This window comes from Streptomyces sp. NPDC002896 (assembly GCF_040295225.1).
Classification (GTDB): Bacteria; Actinomycetota; Actinomycetes; order Streptomycetales; family Streptomycetaceae; genus Streptomyces.
Map to the genome: position 1 here is coordinate 119623 of NZ_JBEOVA010000011.1, position 17759 is coordinate 137381.

Annotated in this window: 14 protein-coding genes and 4 pseudogenes; 13 read left to right on the forward strand and 5 right to left on the reverse strand. The window is 68.7% G+C overall.

Features of this window, described 5'->3' with window-relative positions:
* Nucleotides 1–160 precede the first annotated feature (160 nt).
* Both ABT009_RS22045 and ABT009_RS22050 read left to right on the forward strand, forming a co-directional pair.
* Nucleotides 161–1129, forward strand: coding sequence for an alpha/beta hydrolase (locus tag ABT009_RS22045; RefSeq protein ID WP_351298018.1), 969 nt, complete (start codon nt 161–163; stop codon nt 1127–1129).
* A 1130-nt stretch (nt 1130–2259) separates the two neighbouring features.
* The gene (locus ABT009_RS22050) at nt 2260–2592 is read left to right on the forward strand and encodes a hypothetical protein (protein WP_351298070.1); all 333 of its coding nucleotides are present in this window, start codon (nt 2260–2262) and stop codon (nt 2590–2592) included.
* A gap of 273 nt (nt 2593–2865) precedes the next feature.
* On the opposite strand, the gene ABT009_RS22055 is transcribed toward ABT009_RS22050, so the two are convergent.
* Entirely contained in the window at nt 2866–3825 is a 960-nt protein-coding gene (locus ABT009_RS22055) for a helix-turn-helix domain-containing protein (protein WP_351297398.1), read from the reverse strand.
* 217 nt (nt 3826–4042) lie between these two features.
* On the opposite strand from ABT009_RS22055, the gene ABT009_RS22060 reads away from it, so the two are divergent.
* From ABT009_RS22060 to ABT009_RS22110, 11 genes and pseudogenes are all read left to right on the forward strand, one after another.
* A complete protein-coding gene (locus ABT009_RS22060) occupies nt 4043–4606 on the forward strand; it encodes an ester cyclase (protein WP_351297401.1) in 564 nt (187 codons plus the stop codon).
* Between the two features lie 195 nt (nt 4607–4801).
* Nucleotides 4802–5566 carry an SDR family NAD(P)-dependent oxidoreductase gene (locus ABT009_RS22065; protein WP_351297404.1) on the forward strand — a complete coding sequence of 255 codons (765 nt, stop codon included), beginning with the start codon at nt 4802–4804 and terminating at the stop codon, nt 5564–5566.
* A 160-nt stretch (nt 5567–5726) separates the two neighbouring features.
* A complete protein-coding gene (locus ABT009_RS22070) occupies nt 5727–6572 on the forward strand; it encodes an SDR family oxidoreductase (protein WP_351297407.1) in 846 nt (281 codons plus the stop codon).
* Nucleotides 6573–6769: 197 nt separating this feature from the next.
* The gene (locus ABT009_RS22075) at nt 6770–7408 is read left to right on the forward strand and encodes a (2Fe-2S)-binding protein (protein ID WP_351297409.1); all 639 of its coding nucleotides are present in this window, start codon (nt 6770–6772) and stop codon (nt 7406–7408) included.
* An 11-nt stretch (nt 7409–7419) separates the two neighbouring features.
* Nucleotides 7420–8400, forward strand: coding sequence for an FAD binding domain-containing protein (locus ABT009_RS22080; RefSeq protein WP_351297412.1), 981 nt, complete (start codon nt 7420–7422; stop codon nt 8398–8400).
* Complete coding sequence (locus tag ABT009_RS22085) at nt 8397–10589, forward strand: xanthine dehydrogenase family protein molybdopterin-binding subunit (protein WP_351297415.1); 2193 nt, start codon at nt 8397–8399, stop codon at nt 10587–10589. Before ABT009_RS22080 ends, ABT009_RS22085 begins: the two co-directional genes overlap by 4 nt.
* Nucleotides 10590–10765: 176 nt before the next feature.
* Nucleotides 10766–11959, forward strand: a complete 1194-nt coding sequence (locus ABT009_RS22090; protein ID WP_351297418.1) for an XdhC family protein — start codon at nt 10766–10768, stop codon at nt 11957–11959.
* Between the two features lie 77 nt (nt 11960–12036).
* A pseudogene (locus ABT009_RS22095) lies at nt 12037–12227 on the forward strand (transposase family protein); the annotation flags it as partial.
* A 232-nt stretch (nt 12228–12459) separates the two neighbouring features.
* The gene (locus ABT009_RS22100) at nt 12460–13701 is read left to right on the forward strand and encodes an IS110 family RNA-guided transposase (RefSeq protein WP_351297420.1); all 1242 of its coding nucleotides are present in this window, start codon (nt 12460–12462) and stop codon (nt 13699–13701) included.
* Between the two features lie 56 nt (nt 13702–13757).
* Nucleotides 13758–13840, forward strand: a pseudogene (locus ABT009_RS22105) (IS5/IS1182 family transposase); the annotation flags it as partial.
* A 137-nt stretch (nt 13841–13977) separates the two neighbouring features.
* A complete protein-coding gene (locus ABT009_RS22110) occupies nt 13978–14562 on the forward strand; it encodes an enoyl-CoA hydratase-related protein (RefSeq protein ID WP_351297423.1) in 585 nt (194 codons plus the stop codon).
* 61 nt (nt 14563–14623) lie between these two features.
* On the opposite strand, the pseudogene ABT009_RS22115 reads toward ABT009_RS22110, so the two are convergent.
* The 4 genes and pseudogenes from ABT009_RS22115 to ABT009_RS22130 form a co-directional block, all read right to left on the reverse strand.
* Nucleotides 14624–14767: pseudogene (locus tag ABT009_RS22115) on the reverse strand (IS3-like element ISRhosp1 family transposase); the annotation flags it as partial.
* A 175-nt stretch (nt 14768–14942) separates the two neighbouring features.
* A pseudogene (locus ABT009_RS22120) lies at nt 14943–15275 on the reverse strand (hypothetical protein); the annotation flags it as partial.
* Between the two features lie 101 nt (nt 15276–15376).
* Nucleotides 15377–16183, reverse strand: coding sequence for an alpha/beta fold hydrolase (locus ABT009_RS22125; RefSeq protein WP_351297426.1), 807 nt, complete (start codon nt 16181–16183; stop codon nt 15377–15379).
* Nucleotides 16184–16244: 61 nt separating this feature from the next.
* Entirely contained in the window at nt 16245–17519 is a 1275-nt protein-coding gene (locus ABT009_RS22130; RefSeq protein WP_351297429.1) for an MFS transporter, read from the reverse strand.
* Nucleotides 17520–17759: the final 240 nt, after the last annotated feature.

Below are 17759 nucleotides of genomic sequence, written 5' to 3' on the forward strand. Positions count from 1 at the left end.
ACTCCTTGCGCGGCACGCATCAATCTCGCCGGAACCGCTGGTTCCCTCTCCAACCCCGTTGCCGGGGTTGCGGGTACCGGAGCTGCCCATCACCCAGATCATCGAGCGGACCCGTCACCGCTACGAGGACATCCACCCCCAACGCACGATGGGAGACGCCATGACTCTGGTCCCACCCCCGTTCGACCCCGAGCTCGCCACCGTCCTCGCGGCGGTCGGCGAGGCACTGCCCTCGTCCTTCACCATCGCCGACATCCCCGAGATGCGCCGGGCCCTGGACGTCCTGGACCTCAGCGACGAAGAGCTGAGCCAGGGCGGGGCCTTCGAGATCCAGGAGCGGGCGGTGCCGGGTCCGCAGGGCGCCCCCGACATCTCGCTGCTGATCTGCCGTCCGCGTGCGTCCACCGGTGGACGACCCGTCATCTACCACACCCACGGCGGCGGGATGATCCTCGGCAACAACCGGTTCGCCGTGGCCATGGCCCTGGACTGGGCGCGGGAGCTGGACGCCGTCGTCGTGTCCGTGGAGTACCGGCTGGCGCCGGAGCACCCGCACCCTGCGCCGGTGGAGGACGTCTACGCCGGTCTGCTGTGGACGGCAGAACACGCCAAGGAGATCGGCGGGGATCCCGAGCGGATCGTCATCGAGGGAGTCAGCTCGGGCGGTGGTCTGACGGCCGCGCTGGCCCTGCTGACCCGCGACCGCGAGGGTCCGCAGCCGATCGGGCAGATGCTGCTGTGCCCGATGCTGGACGACCGCAACGACACCCCGTCCGCGCACCAGATGGCGGGCCTCGGCATCTGGGACCGCACGTCCAACGAGACGGGGTGGACCGCGCTGCTGGGCGACCGACGCGGCGGCCCGGACGTGCCCCCGTACGCGGCTCCGGCCCGCGCCGAGGACCTGTCCGGGCTGCCCCCGGCCTTCCTCGATGTCGGCTCCGCGGAGACGTTCCGGGACGAGACCGTCGCCTATGCCTCGCGGATCTGGCAGGCCGGCGGGGTGGCCGAACTGCACGTGTGGCCCGGGGGCTTCCACGGCTACGAGGGCTTCGCCCCGCAGGCCGCGCTCTCCCAGGCCACCGTGGCCGCCCGTTTGGCATGGCTGCGCAGGCTCCTCGGCGGGTGACGTCGCGCACCACGCCGGCATCGGGCGGACGACGGGAGGAGCCGCCGGACCAGGCACGTGGCCCGGTGGCTCACCCTCCGGCCATGCGGCTCGGTGTCGTCCGGCCGACCGCGGTTGCGCAGGCGTGCCACCACGACGAGTCTCACCTCCGTGCAGCTATCAGCCGCGCATGTCCGGTGCGTGTGACGGCGGAGCCTGAGAATCGGCATCCCCGCTTCAAGTCGCCAAGTGGCCGCATGACGGCCCTGGACGTCCCGAGGCCTGGCGGTCGGCATCTCGCATACTCAAGGACACCGGCAACGACCAGCACCACGTTAACCATCGTTAACATGCCCTGTCCAGCACCGATCGCCCGCGAGGGACGCCACCGGCTCAGCGTTGGAATCGAGGCGCGCGACACCCTCGCATTCCCGAATGAGAGCGCTGACGCGGCTGTCGTCGACATCAACCAGGCGGGAGCAGAGGAGACGTCTGACCCTCAAGGCCGGGGAACGCACCATCATCGTGCAGGTCGTCACATTCGTGACGAGGGAAAGTGAGGGCGGTCGCGGCATCCAACCGCTCGCCGCCTGCCGGCTCGTAGGGCAAGGTGCGGGGCTGAAGCCGCCAGTGCCTCCATTTCGCTGGCTGCACGGCGCTTCGCATCGCTGTGAGGTCGCGCATGTCAGGTGTCGTTCGTCACCACTCCGCCTGCTCTGGCGGGTGGCCGAGATCCTGCGCGCCCTGCCAGCGGCCTCGTACCTCCAGTCGGAGGGCTCCCGACAGAGGTCTCCACTTGGAGGTAGCGCTGGAGCTCGAGCAGGAATGACGATGAGCTGTAGAGCCGTGCTCGCGGTCTGAGCCGCAGAACTGTGATCACGGGCTTCAGCCCTGGTGGCTTGGCGGAAGGCCTCCTACCACAACTCCTGTGGCACTAAAGCGGCAAAGCCGCCGCAGCCAAACCTGCTGTCCGAACTCACCGAGGATTACAGCCAGATCCTGGCCCTTCTCGACGGTTCCGCAGCAATGCGACGGATCGTGGACGACGTCCCGGCCTCGAGCCGTGTCGATGTGGCGTGGCTCTGCGAACCGGATAGCAGCGGCCAGATCGGGCTGCGACACGGTGAACACCAGCGATAGGCGGAGTCGTCGTGTCCACGGACCGCGGGCTCGACGGGCAGGTAATCGAGCGCCACCGCCAGATTTGGGTAAGCGACTACCAGCGCGCCGAGAACATCACACCCCACTTCAAGTGGAAGGTGGAGTGGGAGGGGCTGGGCGGCGTAATCGCGGTTCCCCTCTTTCACCGCCGAGTCGTGCGGGCGTGCCGCGTCGGCAATCTCGCGCATTACAAGATCCCGCGCTATGTGCCCCTCACGGACGAGTTCCCGATGACCGTGACGGGCAAGATCCGGAAGGTCGCCATGCGTACAGCATCCCTCGATCTGCCTGGTCTCCAGCAGGATGCCGACACGGCGAAATAGCCGGATTCCTGGAGCGACGGCTCCGGCATCACGTCTGGGGGCGCTGGGCAGCATGACCCCGCGCCCCGCGGGCGACTTCGTCGATGCAGCCGCCCGGGCGGGCTTCAACGGCGTGTTTGCGGACCAGCTACGCCCGGTTGCCTGCACTGTGGGTGAGGGCTCGGGCCGAGGAAGTCACGGACCGACTCATTCGGAGGCGACGGATCGGGCGGCGACGCAGGAGACATTGACGACGCCCGCGAATCGACACGCTGTCACGCTATGGCCCGTCGATCAGTCGGACGTCTCGGCCGACGCGGCCTGTTCGGAGTCGTCAGTCGACGCGGACTGCTCGATAGCGCCGGTAGTCGCCGCCCAGCTGGCCAGCAGGTTCAAGGCGTCCTGCGAGGGTGATGCGGGCTCGGCGGTGTAGGTGAGGAGGAACTGGCTGGGATCGGCGCCCAGCGGGAAGGTCTCGAACGGCAGGTCGAGGTCTCCGACGACCGGGTGGTGGAGTCGCTTCATGCCGGTGGTGTGGATCCGGACGTTGTGGGCGGCCCAGCGGCGACGGAACTCCTCGCTGCGGGTGGACAGTTCTCCGATCATGTCCGTCAGCCGCCGGTCGTAGGGATCGCGTCCGGCCTCGGCGCGCAACATGGCGACCGTGTCGTTGGCCACCTCGTCCCAGTCACGGAAGAACTCGGCCGCATGAGGGTCGAGGAAGACGAATCGGGCGTTGCTGGGCGGCCTCAACGGGTCAGCGTAGAGCGGCGAGAACAGGGCGCGCCCAAGGTGGTTGGCGGCCAGGATGTCCAGGCGCCCGCTCAGTACGAACGCTGGCGTGCCCACCATCGAGTCGAGGACGCGCCACACCGCGGGCCGGACGCGCTGCTGTGCCGGTCGGCGTCGCGGCGGACGGGTCGTGCCGGCGCCGCGCAGAAGGTCGAGCAGGTGGGTTCGCTCGGCCTCGTCGAGTTGCAGCGCTTGAGCGATTCCGTCGATGACGCTCTCGGAGACGCCGGTGGCGTTGCCGCGCTCCAGCCGGGTGTAGTACTCGCTCGAGATGCCGGCGAGAAGGGCCACCTCCTCGCGGCGCAGCCCTGTGACCTTTCGGCGGTCTCCGCCGTACAGGGGCAGTCCGGCCTGCTCGGGGGTGACCCTGGCCCGTCGCGTGCCCAGGAATTCCCGGATCTCCGCACGGAAATCACCAGGCACATCACGGTTGGTGTCGTATGGGTCGTTTCTACCTGTCATGTCCTCCACTCTACGAGCGGTTCCGCAGGGCTGGGGGTCCCTGTCAGTGACCCCCTCATCAGGGTCTCCCGCCCGCTCGCGCCAACCGGTTCTCTAGGGGATGCACCGCCGATGGTGGTGTGAATGGCCCGACGGCGGCGGCGCACCTGGCGCCCGTCTCCAGTGCCTCTCCGCGGCGCCGTCGGCGCTGCGAATTTCTGAAGCAGAAGGAATAACCATGCGTCGATCCAACAAGGCTGCCCTCGTGGTCACAGCTGTGGCAGCACTCAGCGCCTCGGCCTACGGAGTGAGTGCTGCGGACATGGGCACGGCCACCGTCAACACGGGCTCCACCGTGGCCGCGGATTCCGTCTCGTGGAACCACGGGACCGCCCAGGCGAACAAGCGCATCATGGAGCGCTTCACCAGCGAGTTCCTCCCCACCGGCGACCCCGCGCTGGCGAAGCAGTTCCTCAGCCCGGACATCGTCATTCACTTCGCCGGAACGACACAGCAGGGCCGGGACACCTACCTCGGCATCGTCGCTGCGAACCAGAAGGCATTCCCCGACCTCAAGTGGACGGTGGAGGACATGCGCGCCGAAGGCGACACCGTGGCCATCCGCTACACCATGACCGGCACCCACGAGGGGCCCTTCGCCGGGTACGAGGGCACCGGCAAGAAGGTCCACGCGGAGAGCATGGCCTTCTACCGCCTCGCCCACGGCAAGATCGTCGAAGAGCGCGCCCAGCTCGACATGCTCACCATCCTCCAGCAGATCGGCGCCATACCGACCGCCTAGCAGCCGCTCTGCCTCACCCATAGTGACCGGTTCACCCCTGTGGCCAGCCCAGGTCGAGTGTCACACCGCTGGCCACAGGGCCCCGGCAACCCTCGCTTCCTGACCCGGGCTCTACGCATCCCGTCGGCCCAGGCGCCTGATGTGACACCCCGCCGTCTGCCCCCCATGTCGTACGTCCAGAAAGAGAACCACCCCATGGCAACGAATCTGACCGGTACCGTCGCGCTCGTCACCGGCGCGAGCAGCGGTATCGGCGCCGCCACCGCCCGCCAACTCGCCGAGGACGGCGCCTCCGTAGCGCTCGTGGCCCGCCGCAAGGACCGTCTGGAAGAGCTGGCCGCCGAGATCGAGAAGGCCGGCGGCACCGCCCTGGTGGTGGAGGCGGACATCACCGACCGCGCCCAGGCCGAGGTGACCGTGCAGCAGACCGTCGAGCACTTCGGACGACTGGACATCCTGGTCAACAACGCCGGTCTCATGCTCCTCGGGCCCGTCGTCGGCGCGGACGTCGAGGAGTGGGAGCGCATGCTCGCCGTCAACGTCCAGGGCCTCCTCTACACCACCCGCGCCGCCCTGCCGCACCTGCTCAAGGCCGCCGAGGACGGTCCGCGCCGGGTCGCCGACATCGTCAACATCAGCTCCATCGCCGGCCGCGTCGCCTGGAACGGATACGGCGTCTACAACCTCACCAAGTTCGGCGTGAACGGCTTCACCGAGTCCCTGCGCCAGGAAGTCACCCAGCGCCACGTACGCGTCGGCGTGCTCGAACCGGGCGGCGTCGACACCGAACTCGGCTCCCACAACAAGCCCGAGATCCGCGGCGAGATGATCGACCCCTTCTACGAGGCGACCGAGGTCCTCTCACCCGAGGACATCGCCGACGGCGTCGCCTACATGGTCACCCGCCCTCGCCACGCCTCCATCGGCGAACTGTGGATCATGCCCACCGACCAAGCCTGACCGCACCTGTCGCCCGGCCATCCGCAGGGGACCGCCACGGCGCGCCTCGGTAAGGGACGAGCGCGCGGTGGGCCGGGGCACTCGGCAACCTCCCGCGACTCGGAACATCATCACCCCATCACACACGGGTGCCGGATACGGCGCCTGAAAGGACCCCCTCATGAGCAAGGTCATTCTCGTCACCGGCGCCGGACGCGGTCTGGGCACCGACATCGCCCGCGAAGCCCTCGCCGCCGGCCACCAGGTCGTCGCCACCGGCCGCCGCCCCGAACAGGTCGAAAAGACCCTCGGCGGACCCCACGACAACCTGCTCGTCACCCGGCTCGACGTCACCAGCCTGGACGACGCCCAGGCCGCCGCGCAGGCCGCCGTCGACCGCTTCGGCCGCATCGACGTCCTCATCAACAACGCCGGAAACTTCTACGCCGGCTACTTCGAAGAGATCACACCCGACCAGATGCGCCAGCAGATCGAGACCAACCTCTTCGGCCCCATGAACGTCACCCGCGCCGTCCTGCCCATCATGCGCAAGCAGCGCGCCGGCCACATCATCACCCTCTCCTCCTCCGCCGGCATCATCGGCCAGGAGTTCTGCGTCGCCTACGCCGCCTCCAAGTTCGGCGTGGAGGGCTGGATGGAGTCGCTGCGCTACGACGTCGAGCCGTACAACATCCACACCACGGTCGTGGAGCCCGGTTTCTTCCGCACCGAGCTGCTCGTGGACGGCTCCACCATCTGGCCCGAGCCGACCATCGACGACTACGCCGAGCGCACCACCGCGACCATCGCGGCCTGGAAGAGCATGAACGGCCAGCAGACCGGCGACCCCGCCAAGCTCGCCCGCGCCCTGCTCACCATCGCCAACCAGGACAAGCCCCCGCAGCGCTTCATCGCCGGCGCCGACGCCATCGAAGGCGTCAAGGCCAAGGCCAACGAACTCCTCGCACAAGCCGAAGCCTCCCGCGAACTCGGCGCCAACCTCGCATACGACGACACCAACGCCTGAGCATCCCTGAAGCCGAGCCTCGAGCTCACACCGCAGAGGTGAGTTCGGGCCGCGCCGCAGCCAATCGCCGCGTCCGTCACCAGAACGGCCCAGTACAGCACCGCTGTTCGCCCCAGTGGTGACGGACGACGCGGATCTGCCTCCGGGCACACCGACGAGTAAGGCCATTGACCTTCCGCCGATCCGAAAGCGTACGCATGTCAATTGAACTCACCGAGTCAGCTGTTCCTCCCCCCACCGAGCCCACCTCCGCGCCGTCCCGGCGCACGTTCATCGCGACGACCACCGCTGTCGGGGGTGCCGTCGTGGCCGGCGGCCTGATTGCGGGTCCGGCCGCGCTCGGCACGGAGACGGGGGCCGCCGAGGCTCCGCCGAGCAGCGACGTCTCGCTGACGGTCAACGGGAAGCGTCACACCGTCACGGTCGACAACCGGACCTCGCTGCTGGACCTGCTGCGCGAACACCTGGCCCTGACCGGCTCGAAGAAGGGCTGCAACGCCGGTGCCTGCGGGGCCTGCACGGTCCTGGTCGACGGCCGCCGGGTCAACTCCTGCCTGACGCTGGCGGTGCGGCTGGAGGGTGCGGAGGTCACCACCATCGAGGGCCTGGCCGACGGCGACGAACTGCACCCGTTGCAGAAGGCGTTCGTCGAGCAGGACGCCTTCCAGTGCGGCTACTGCACCCCGGGGCAGATCATGTCCGGCGTCGGCTGCATCCAAGAAGGCCACACCGGATCGGCGGACGAGATCCGGGAATGGATGAGCGGCAACATCTGCCGCTGCGGCTGCTACGTCAAGATCGTGCGCGCGGTCGAACAGACCGCCCACAGGAAATGAGGCCCAGCCCCATGTATCCCTTCACCTTCACCAAAGCCTCCAACACCGCCGAGGCACTCAACGCAGGCCGCCGCGGCGGACGCTACATCGCCGGCGGCACCACCCTCGTCGACCTCATGCGCGAGACCGTCGAACGCCCCAAAACCCTCGTCGACATCAGCGACCTGCCGCTGCGCGAAGTCACCGTCACCGAACGCGGCGGCCTGCGGATCGGCGCGCTGGTGCGGATGGCGGAGGCAGCTGCCCACACCAAAGTGCGCACCACCTACCCGGTCATCTCCCAGGCACTGGAACTGAGCGCATCAGCCCAACTGCGGAACATGGCCACCATCGGCGGCAACATTATGCAGCGCACCCGCTGCACCTACTTCCGTGACGTGACTGCTGCCTGCAACAAACGCGATCCCGGATCCGGCTGCGCCGCGCTGGAGGGCGTCAACCGCACCCACGCGATCCTGGGCACCTCCGACGCCTGCGTGGCCACGCATCCCTCCGATGTTGCCGTGGCGTTCGCCTCACTGGAGGCGAACGTGCACCTGCTGGGCCCGGACGGCGAGCGCACCGTTCCGTTCGCTGACTTCCTGCTGCGGCCGGGCGGCACCCCGAACCGCGAACAGTCCCTCAGGCAGGGTGAGTTGATCATCGCGGTGGAGATCCCCGCCCTTCCGCGCCCGCTGAAGTCGGGCTATCTGAAGGTGCGCGACCGGCAGTCCTACGAGTTCGCCCTCACCTCGGCTGCCGTCGCCCTGCACATCCGCGGCGGAGTGATCCGCGAGGCGAAGGTCGCCGCCGGAGGCGTGGGCACCGTGCCCTGGAAGCTCCCCGCCGTCGAGGAACACCTGATCGGCGAGCGGCCGTCGCAGGCGCTGTGGGCCGAGGCGGCAGAACGGGCGGCGGACGGGGCCCGCCCGCTGGAGCACAACCGCTTCAAGGTCGAACTGCTCAAACGCACCGTCGAACGCCAGCTGCGCACCGTTGGAGGTACCAAGTGAGCCCGCAGCCCCAGGCAGCCGTCGGAGCGCCGCTCTCCCGGGTCGACGGCCGGCTCAAGGTCACCGGCAAGGCGACGTACGCCGCCGAGCACGACATCGAAGGCGTCGTCCACGCGGTCGTCGTGGACAGCAGCATCGGCCGCGGCCGGATCACCGGTATCGACACCCGGGCCGCCCTCGCTCAGCCCGGCGTCCTGAAGGTGATCAGTCACCTCAACGCGCCCAACCTGGCCTACCGCGGCAACCCGGAGTCGTACGATCCGCCGGGCAAGCAGCTGCGGGTCTTCCAGGACGACCGGGTCCTCTTCCACGGCCAGCCCATCGCCGTCGTGGTTGCCACCACGCTGGAGGTCGCCCAGCACGCCGCGGACCTGGTGAAGGTCCGCTACGCCGCCGAGCAGTCGTCGACCGACATGGCCTCCGCTCCGGCCGGCCCGCCTGTGGCCTATTCGCGGGGCGACGCGGACAAGGCGCTCGCCTCCGCCCCCGTCCGGCTGGACGCGACCTACCAACAAGCCCGCGCCCATCACAACGCGATGGAGTTGCACGCCACCATCGCCCGCTGGGACGGCGACAAGCTCACCCTGTGGGACAAGTCCCAGTGGCCGAAGGGTACGCAGAAGGACCTCGCCGCCGTGTTCGGCATCCCGCAGGACTCGGTGCACGTCATCTCACCGTTCGTCGGCGGCGCGTTCGGCAACGCGATGCGCGCCTGGCCGCACATCACCATCTCCGCCCTCGCCGCCCGCGAGACGGGCCGCCCGGTCAAGCTCATGCTGACCCGCAGGCAGCTGTACTTCGGGACCGGCTTCCGGCCCTCGTACGAGTACCGGGTGCGGCTGGGCAGCGACCGGCGCGGCCGGGTGAGCGCCATGGTCCAGAACCTGAAGGCCGAGACCTCCAGCTACGAGAACTTCACCGAGGGCGTCCAGCACGCCGGGCAGATGCTCTACAACGCGCCCAACGTCCGTCAGGATTACCGGACCGTGCCGCTGGACGTGAACACGCCGGTGTGGATGCGCGGTCCCGGCTTCGCCACCGCCGCCTTCGCCCTGGAGTCGGCGATGGACGAACTCGCCGACAAGCTGGGCATCGACCCGGTCGAGCTGCGCCTGCGCAATGAACCGGAGGAGGACCCGTCCAACGGACTGCCGTTCTCCACCCGGCGGCTGCGTGAGTGCTTGACCGTCGGTGCCCGCGAGTTCGGCTGGCACCGGCGCAACCCCAGGCCCCGCTCCACCCGTGACGGCGACTGGCTGATCGGCACCGGCATGGCGACCGGCACCTACGACGTCCTGCGCAGCCCCGCCCAGGCCCGGGTCAGGCTGGACGCCGACGGCACCGCCCTCGTCGAGGCCGCGACCAGCGACATGGGTCCCGGCACCTACACCTCCCAAACCCAGCTCGCCGCGGACGCCCTCGGCCTGACCATGCGCAACGTGACCTTCCGGCTCGGCGACTCGACCATGCCGCCGACCCCGCCGCACGGCGGCTCGCAGACCATGGCCAACGTCGGCTCCGCCGTCCTGGACGGCTGCGACAAACTCCGCACGCAGGCGATCAAGCTCGCCGTCGAGGACGAACGCTCGCCCCTGTACGGCGCCGACGCCGCCAACATCGTGGTCCGCGCCGGACGGCTGCACGTAAGAGACAACCCGACCCGAGGGGAGACCTACCGGCAGCTCCTGACCCGCAACAACCGCACCCACCTCGAAGTCCTCGGCTCCTTCACTCCCGGCGAGTCCCGGTTCTCCATGTACACCTACAGCGCGACGTTCGCCGAGGTCGCCGTCGACGCCCGCCTGGGCCTCGTACGGGTGCGGCGTATGCTCGGCGTCTACGACGTGGGCCGGATCATCAGCCCCAAGCTCGCCGACAGCCAGGCCCTCGGCGGCATGGTCGGCGGCATCGGCCAGGCTCTGCTGGAACACACGACCACGGACCACCGCGACGGCCGGATCGTCAACGCCGACCTCGCCAACTACCTCGTCCCCGTCAACGCCGACATCCCCGAACTGCGGGGGATCTACCTCGACGGCGGCGAGGACCTCAAGGCCGACCCCATCGGCGTCAAGGGTCTCGGCGAGGTCGTCTACATCGGCGTGGCTCCCGCCATCGCCAACGCGGTCTTCAACGCCACCGGCCGCCGCGTCCGCGAACTGCCCATCACCGTCGAAGCCCTGCTCTGAGGCACACGGGCGCTCACCCAGCCCGAGTCCCCGGATGCTCGCCCGACCGTCCGGCGGCCGACCATGCCCGGCCGCCGGACTCCCCAGGGCCGCCGCCATGTCGCTCCCCCCGACGACACGGCGGCGGCCCGCCACCCAAGTCGTCGTCCCACGTTGTCTCACCCGGAGACCCGCCCATGCTCAACATCGCGGACACGCTCTACAACTGGTGCCGCGAGGCGCGCCCCTTCGCCCTCGCCACCGTCATCCAGGTCAGCGGCAGCGCACCCCTGCCACCCGGCACCGCCCTCGCCGTCGACACCGACGGCCAGGTGGTCGGCAGCATCTCCGGCGGCTGCGTGGAAGGTGCCGTCTACGAGCTGTGCCAACAGGTGCTGGTAGACCACGGCACCCCCGCACGGGCCCGATTCGGCTACTCCGACGACGACGCCTTCGCCGTCGGCCTCACCTGCGGCGGCGAGATCGACGTCCTCGTACAGCGCGTAGAACCCACGGCCCAACCCCACCTCACCATGGCCCTGGAAGAGGCGGTGTCGGGACGGCCCATCGCCCTGGCCCAGATCGTCGACGGCCCCGAGCACCTCCTCGGCCGCACCCTCTCCTTGCTCGGCGACGGCAGCGCATACGACGGAACCCTGGGCGGCGAGAACGAGGACCGGGCGGTGGCGGCCCAGGCCCGCGCCCTGCTGCGAGCGGGGCGAACCGCCCGCGTCGAGGTCGGCGGGGACGCCGACACCTGCCCCGAGAAACTTTCCGTTCTCGTCCACACCCACGCGACCCGCCCCCGCATGCTGATCTTCGGCGCCATCGACTTCGCCGCCGCACTCAGCCAGGCCGGCCACTTCCTCGGCTACCGGGTCACCGTCTGCGACGCCCGCCCCGTCTTCGCCACCCCCGCCCGCTTCCCGCACGCCGACGAGATCGTCGTCGACTGGCCACACCGCTACCTGGAGCACACCGAAGTCGACGCCCGCACTGCGCTCTGCGTCCTCACGCACGACGCCAAGTTCGACATCCCGCTCCTGCGCCTGGCCCTCGGCCTCCCCCTCGGCTACATCGGCGCAATGGGCTCGCGCCGCACCCACGACCACCGCCTGGACGCGCTACGCGAGACCGGCGTACCGGAGGACCAACTGGCCCGCCTGCACTCCCCGATCGGACTCGACCTCGGCGCCCACACCCCCGAAGAAACAGCCCTCTCCATCACCGCCGAGATCATCGCCCACGCCAATCACGGCACCAGCCTGCCCCTGTCCCGCGGCACCGGCCCCATCCACCACCCCGCCCCCGACTCCCACACATCAGCCACACGAACAGCCGTGCAACGGCCGCCTGGCTCGCCGGACCAGCGACACCCTGGCTATCCTTGACTCCTGGTTCCGGCATGAAAGCGGTGTTGCCGATGGGGCAGCACGCGGCGGACGGGCTGTGTAACACAGACGCCGTAGGCGCAAAGGCCATGGTCGGCCGGGTAACCACCATCGCCGACGGCCGCTACCGGGGCACCGGACTCGTCATCCGCACCGGCATGAGCCAGGCGAGGAGCTCGCCGCATGGAAGCAGCAGCACAACGCCTCGCACCGCCGTGTCCGCGCTCGCATCGAGCACGCCTTCGCGCGGATGAAGAACTGGAAGCTGTCCGGGCCGCTTTGCGGCGTCCTTGACTGGGGAAAATTCTGACGGCGGCTCCGGCTTGGGTGACGTCGAAGGATCTTGGTGCGGTTGAGTCCGTGTGGAAGCTTGGCGCGAGGGCTGGGGAAGGCGCCCTGGACTGTTGCCTCTGAGCACGCGAGTCAGATTCTTAAGTTGGCTGTGCCCTCACCAGGCCGGGGCCGTTTGGCGATGACGGTCTCCGAGGTGGTGGTTCGCTATGGATGTGCTGGTCGAGAGAGTCGCTGGACTCGACGTTTCCAAGGGTGATGTGAAGGCCTGCGTCCGCGGGCCGGTCTCCCAGGGTTCACGACGCTACCGGGATGAGGTCCGCACCTTCTCCACGATGACCAGGTCACTGCTGTTGTTGTCGGACTGGCTGGCCGAGCAGGACGTTCAGCTGGTGGTCATGGAGGCAACAGCGGACTACTGGAAACCGGTGTTCTACCTGCTCGAGGAACGGTTTGAGGTCTGGCTGGTCAATGCCCGCGACATCAAGCGGGTGCCAGGCCACAAGACCGAAGTCTCCGACGCCCGTTGGATCGCCCAGGTGGCCCAGCACGGGCTGGTCTCCCCGTCTTTCGTGCCACCCCAGCGCATCCGACGGCTCCGTGACCTCACCCGGCAACGCACCAGCCTGGTCCGAGAGCGTTCCCGCGCGCTGAACCGGCTGGAGAAAGTGCTCGAGGACGCGGGCATCAAGACCTCGCTCGTACTGGCCAAGACGCTGAGTATGTCTTCCCGCGCCATGATCGAAGCACTCATCGCCGGTGAGCGTGACCCGGTAGTGCTGGCCGATCTGGCCGTCGGGAAGGCCCGCTCGAAGATGACGGATCTCCGCGAGGCCCTGACCGGCCGCTTCGAAGACCACCACGCCTTCTTGACATCCCAGGCCCTGGCCCACATAGATTCCATCGACTCGCAGATCGCCGCGTTCGATCAGCGCATCGATGCCGAGACCGCGCCCTTACGCCGGCAGCACGATCTCCTGGTCACCATCCCCGGCGTCTCAACCCGCCTTGCGCAGGTCGTGATCGCCGAGACGGGCGCCGACATGACGCGCTTCTCCACCGCGGCCGCTCTGGCAAGCTGGAGTGGCGTGGCTCCTGGGAACAACCAGTCAGCGGGCCGAAGTTACTCAGGCGCCACGACACACGGCAACGTCTGGCTGAAGGGCGCCCTCGGCGATGCGGCCGCCGCCGCGGCACGCACCAAGGGCACCTACCTCAACGCTCACTACCGACGGTTAATCAGACGCATGGGCAAGAAGCGCGCACTCGTCGCAATCATGCACAAGATCGTGATCGCCACCTGGCACATGCTCACCAACGACACCGACTACCGGGACCTTGGACCCAGCCACTGGCAACAGCAGCCGCACCAGGTCAAGCGACGGCAGCAACGGCTCATCGCCGAACTGAGCGCCCTCGGGGTCGACACCTCCGGCCTCGCACCCGCCTGATCTCCCACACCCCAGCCCTACAGCCGGGGCAATCAACCATGCCCTCGCGCGGCCACCGCGACTGCCGACTGAAGGCGATGGCGTTCACCACGCGATGCTCGGCATCGCCCATCTGCACAACCTCGCGCTCAGCACCTGACCGCACTCAACTGAAGCGACTGCCCGTTCAAGCATCGGCGGGCAGGATCTGGACCAAGCCGACCCAGTTTTCCTCGTTCGCCTTGGTATGGGTGGCTCGGACCCTCCAACGGCCGGCGGGCACCGGGACCGGTGCGTGTGCGGGCACCCCGCCACCGGGATACTCCACGTCTGCAGCAGGGCGCCGAGACGCTGCTGGGGCTGCTGCGGCGGATCGTCGAGACCCCGGTCCCCGTCATAGCCCATCTGCACGGCAATGCCCGGGCTGGCGGACTGGGCATTGTCGCGGCCGCCGACATCGCGGTGGCCCCCGCCGACACGACCTTCTCCTTCTCCGAGGTCCGGCTCGGTCTGGCCCCCGCGATCATCTCCCTCACCGTCCTGCCCCGCATCGACGAACGGGCAGCCGGCCGCTACTTCCTGACGGGCGAGGCGTTCGACGGCACCACGGCGCAGAGCGTGGGCCTGCTGACCGAGGCAACGCGCGACGCATCGGCTGCCGAGGACAGCGTCCGGCAACTCGTCAGCGCCCCGCGGCTGTGCTCCCGACAGGGTCTAACCGAGTCCAAGAAACTGACCACGGCGCGAGTGCGCCATGTGCTCACGCAGCAGGGTGACGCGATGGTCAAGCTCTCCGCCGACCTGTTCGCGTCCGAGGAGGCCGCGGAAGGCATGCGCGCCTTCCGCGAACACCGCCCGCCACGCTGGGCGCCTTCTCGCTGACCCGCGTGCGGCTGTCTCTCGACGCCCCACGACTTGCGAGGCATCGAGAGACAGTCGCGACTATGTACGTAATGTCGCCGCACCACTTCGCGTTCAGCGTTCTCACGGTGAAGTCCCTGTTCACCAGGTCCGGCGCGGGCGGCGCCGTCTTGTCGGTGATCGTGGTGCGCTTCCTGCACCGCAGGTGTCGGCCGATATCGGGGTGGCAGGTTGCCGGGTGGTGTGGTGGCGGCGCCAGCCGACACGGGCCTGGGGCAGGTAGCGGGCGTCGTGCGGGAGGAGGGCCCGCCAGGATGCGTATCAGGCGGCGGAAGACCGCGAAGCCCGCAGCATCGCGTGTGGTCCACGTCAGGCACATGCGGTCCCGGATGAGGGGGCAGCGTCGCGGCGGCTACCCAGACTTGGAGGCGGCCGAGTCGGCGGCCGACCGGCCCGCAGAGGCGGTCTGGCAGCCAACGTAGCGGGGAAGGCGTGTCGACCAGCAGGGAACGGATGGCCTGCGTGCCTGCTTCGACATGTGTGAGGCCCTCGTCGACGACACGTTTCAGGTAAGCGCTGAACTCGGTCCAGTCTTTTGGGACTTCACACAACCCCATGCCGTAGCGGCAGAACCAGCCCAACGACATCATGTCGAGCAAACTGTTGCCGATGCACACGCTTTCGCCGCAGAGGTCGCTACTCAGACCGAGGAGCGGCGAGGCTGTACCAGCCATTGGCCGTGTCAGCGAAGTCGACGAAGTGATTCATGACGTCTTGGAATGATTCAAGCAACATATCCCTATGCCTCTCTCCTGTTGACCGACCAGCGGGCTGATCACGTGCCGACGCTGGCAACGAAGGGGAGGATCTCCTCGGCCAGTGTTTCGGGGGCGGTCAGGTATGCCTCGTGCGCATGACCGGGGATCTGGACGAGACGGCTGATCGGCAGGACTTCCTGGAGGCGCCGGGAGATGTCGAGCAGAACAGGCGGGCTGAGCTCCCCAGTGACAAGGAGCGTAGGAATGGTGAGGCGGGCGAACCGGTCGAGGTCGTCGCCGAAGGTGTCGATGGCCCGGACTTCCCGCGCCCAGGTGGGCGTCATGGACGCCCGGGTGGCCCATACGGGGCTGCGCCGGAACTCCTCGATCGCCTCCTCCGGCATCCGAAGGAAGTTCCGCGTGCCGAAGGCAAGGGCATGCTCCAGGTCGCCTTCCGCCACGGCCTCTTCGAAGGGCGCGATGGCGTCGCCTCCGACGGGTCCGTGCAGCGGGACCGGGGGCTCGTAGAGGATGAAGGCGGCGGGAGGCCGCTGCAGCGCCAGGCCCAGCGCCACGATGCCGCCGTAGGAGTGGCCCAGCAGGACCGCGTCGGGGCCCGCGAGATCCAGGACGGCGGCGATGTCCTCCTGTTCGCGCTCGAGGCTGTGATCGGGGCTGTCTCCGCTGGCGCCGTGGCCGCGGCGGTCGACCGCGTAGGTGGTCAAGTGTGGAGCGAGGGCGTCGGCCAGCAGCTGCCAGTCCTGGGCTGCGTTCAGAGCGCCGGGGGAGATCACGAGCGGACGTCCCTGGCCGGTGACGGCGACGGCGATCTTCGTGCCGTCGGCAGAGGTGACGAAGGTCTGCCGGGACAGTGTGTTGGTCATGGTCATTTCCCTTCGGTGATGTGACGGGTGGGGTGCTGTCGGACGACGGCCTCGTGGCGGATCAGGCGGTGGACTCGGTCGTGGACGCCTCCGGTGTCCGACTGGCGAGGACGGGGAGGGGGGCGGTTTCCGGAAGGCGCCACAGGACCGGCACGGCGACGAGCGCGACGATGGCGACCATGAGGCCGGGGACGAGACTCCAGCCGGTGGTGTCGATCAGACCTTGGGACAGGTACGGCGTCAAGCCGCCGAAAAGGGTGGTGGCCACCGTCGCCACGGCCAGCCCGCTGAGCCGCGCCTCGACCGGAAACTGCTCCGGAGCGGCGGAGGCGCCCACCGCACTGACGCCGCCCGCGACCAGGGCCAGCACCACCGCGCCGACCAGAGCCTGGGTGTGGTGGCCGTCGACCATGAACGCGAACATCGCCACCGGCAAAACCAGAGACAGCCCGCCGAACAACAACAGCGTGGGCCGCCGTCCAATCCGGTCCGCCAGAAGACCGGCGACGGGCGTGACGGCGATGACCGCGGCGGAGGCGAGAGTTGCCAGCCACAGCGCGTCACCTTCGGCGGAACCGCCGACCGAGGTCAGATAGGTAGGGAGGTAGGTGATGCCGACGTAGTACGTGATTGAGCCGAGCGCGGAGATGGTGAACGTTCGATACAGGGCCGGACGTTGGGTTCGCAGCGTCTCGTGGAGCGGTCCGTGCTTCGTCGCGTGGGCCCTCTGGACCTGCTCGAAGGCCGGGGATTCGCGCATGGTCGAGCGAGCGATCAGGGTGCCCGCAGCAAGGAGGGCGCCGATGAAGAACGGAAGGCGCCAACCCCATGCCTCCAGCGACCGACTGCTCATCGTCGCTGTGGTCAGCGCGGCCACGCCGACGGCGAGCAAGGCGCCGACCTCGCTGGCGGCCGAGGCGAGGGACGCCACGAGGCCACGGCGCCGGGGCGGGGCTCCTTCGACCAGGTAGGTCATGACGCCGGTGTACTCGCCGCCCACCGAGAAGCCCATCACGCACCGCAGCAGCAACAGCAACGCTCCGGCCGTCGGACCGATCTGTTCCCGGGTGGGCAGCAGGGCCGTGACCACCATGGCGGCGGTCATCACCGTCATCGAGGCGAGCAGGACTTTGCGTCGGCCGAACCGGTCTCCGACGTGGCCGAAGACGAGGGCACCGAGTGGACGCATCAAGTAGGCGATGGCGAAGACGGCGAGCGTGGTGAGCACGGAGTCGGCGCCGGAGCCGAAGAAGACCCGGGATAGCACGGTGGTCATGAACAGATAGAGCGTGAAGTCGTACCACTCGACCACCGTGGAGAACGCTGCGACGACCATAGAGGATTGCGGCAGTACGTCGGTCGGGGCGCCTGCCGCAGCTGCGACCGGACCGAGGGGGACACCAGAGGTGCGGGGAAGGTTCATATCGCCACTCGCGGGAGATCTGCCGGGCCCGGGGACTGGCCAGTCGGCGTGGGGACGGGAGCGGAAGCGGGCCTCGACAGTGAGGCGGCCTGCAACAACCGTAACATCGAAACGATGTAAACATCGGTTCGATGTGAGTATGTGATGATGGAG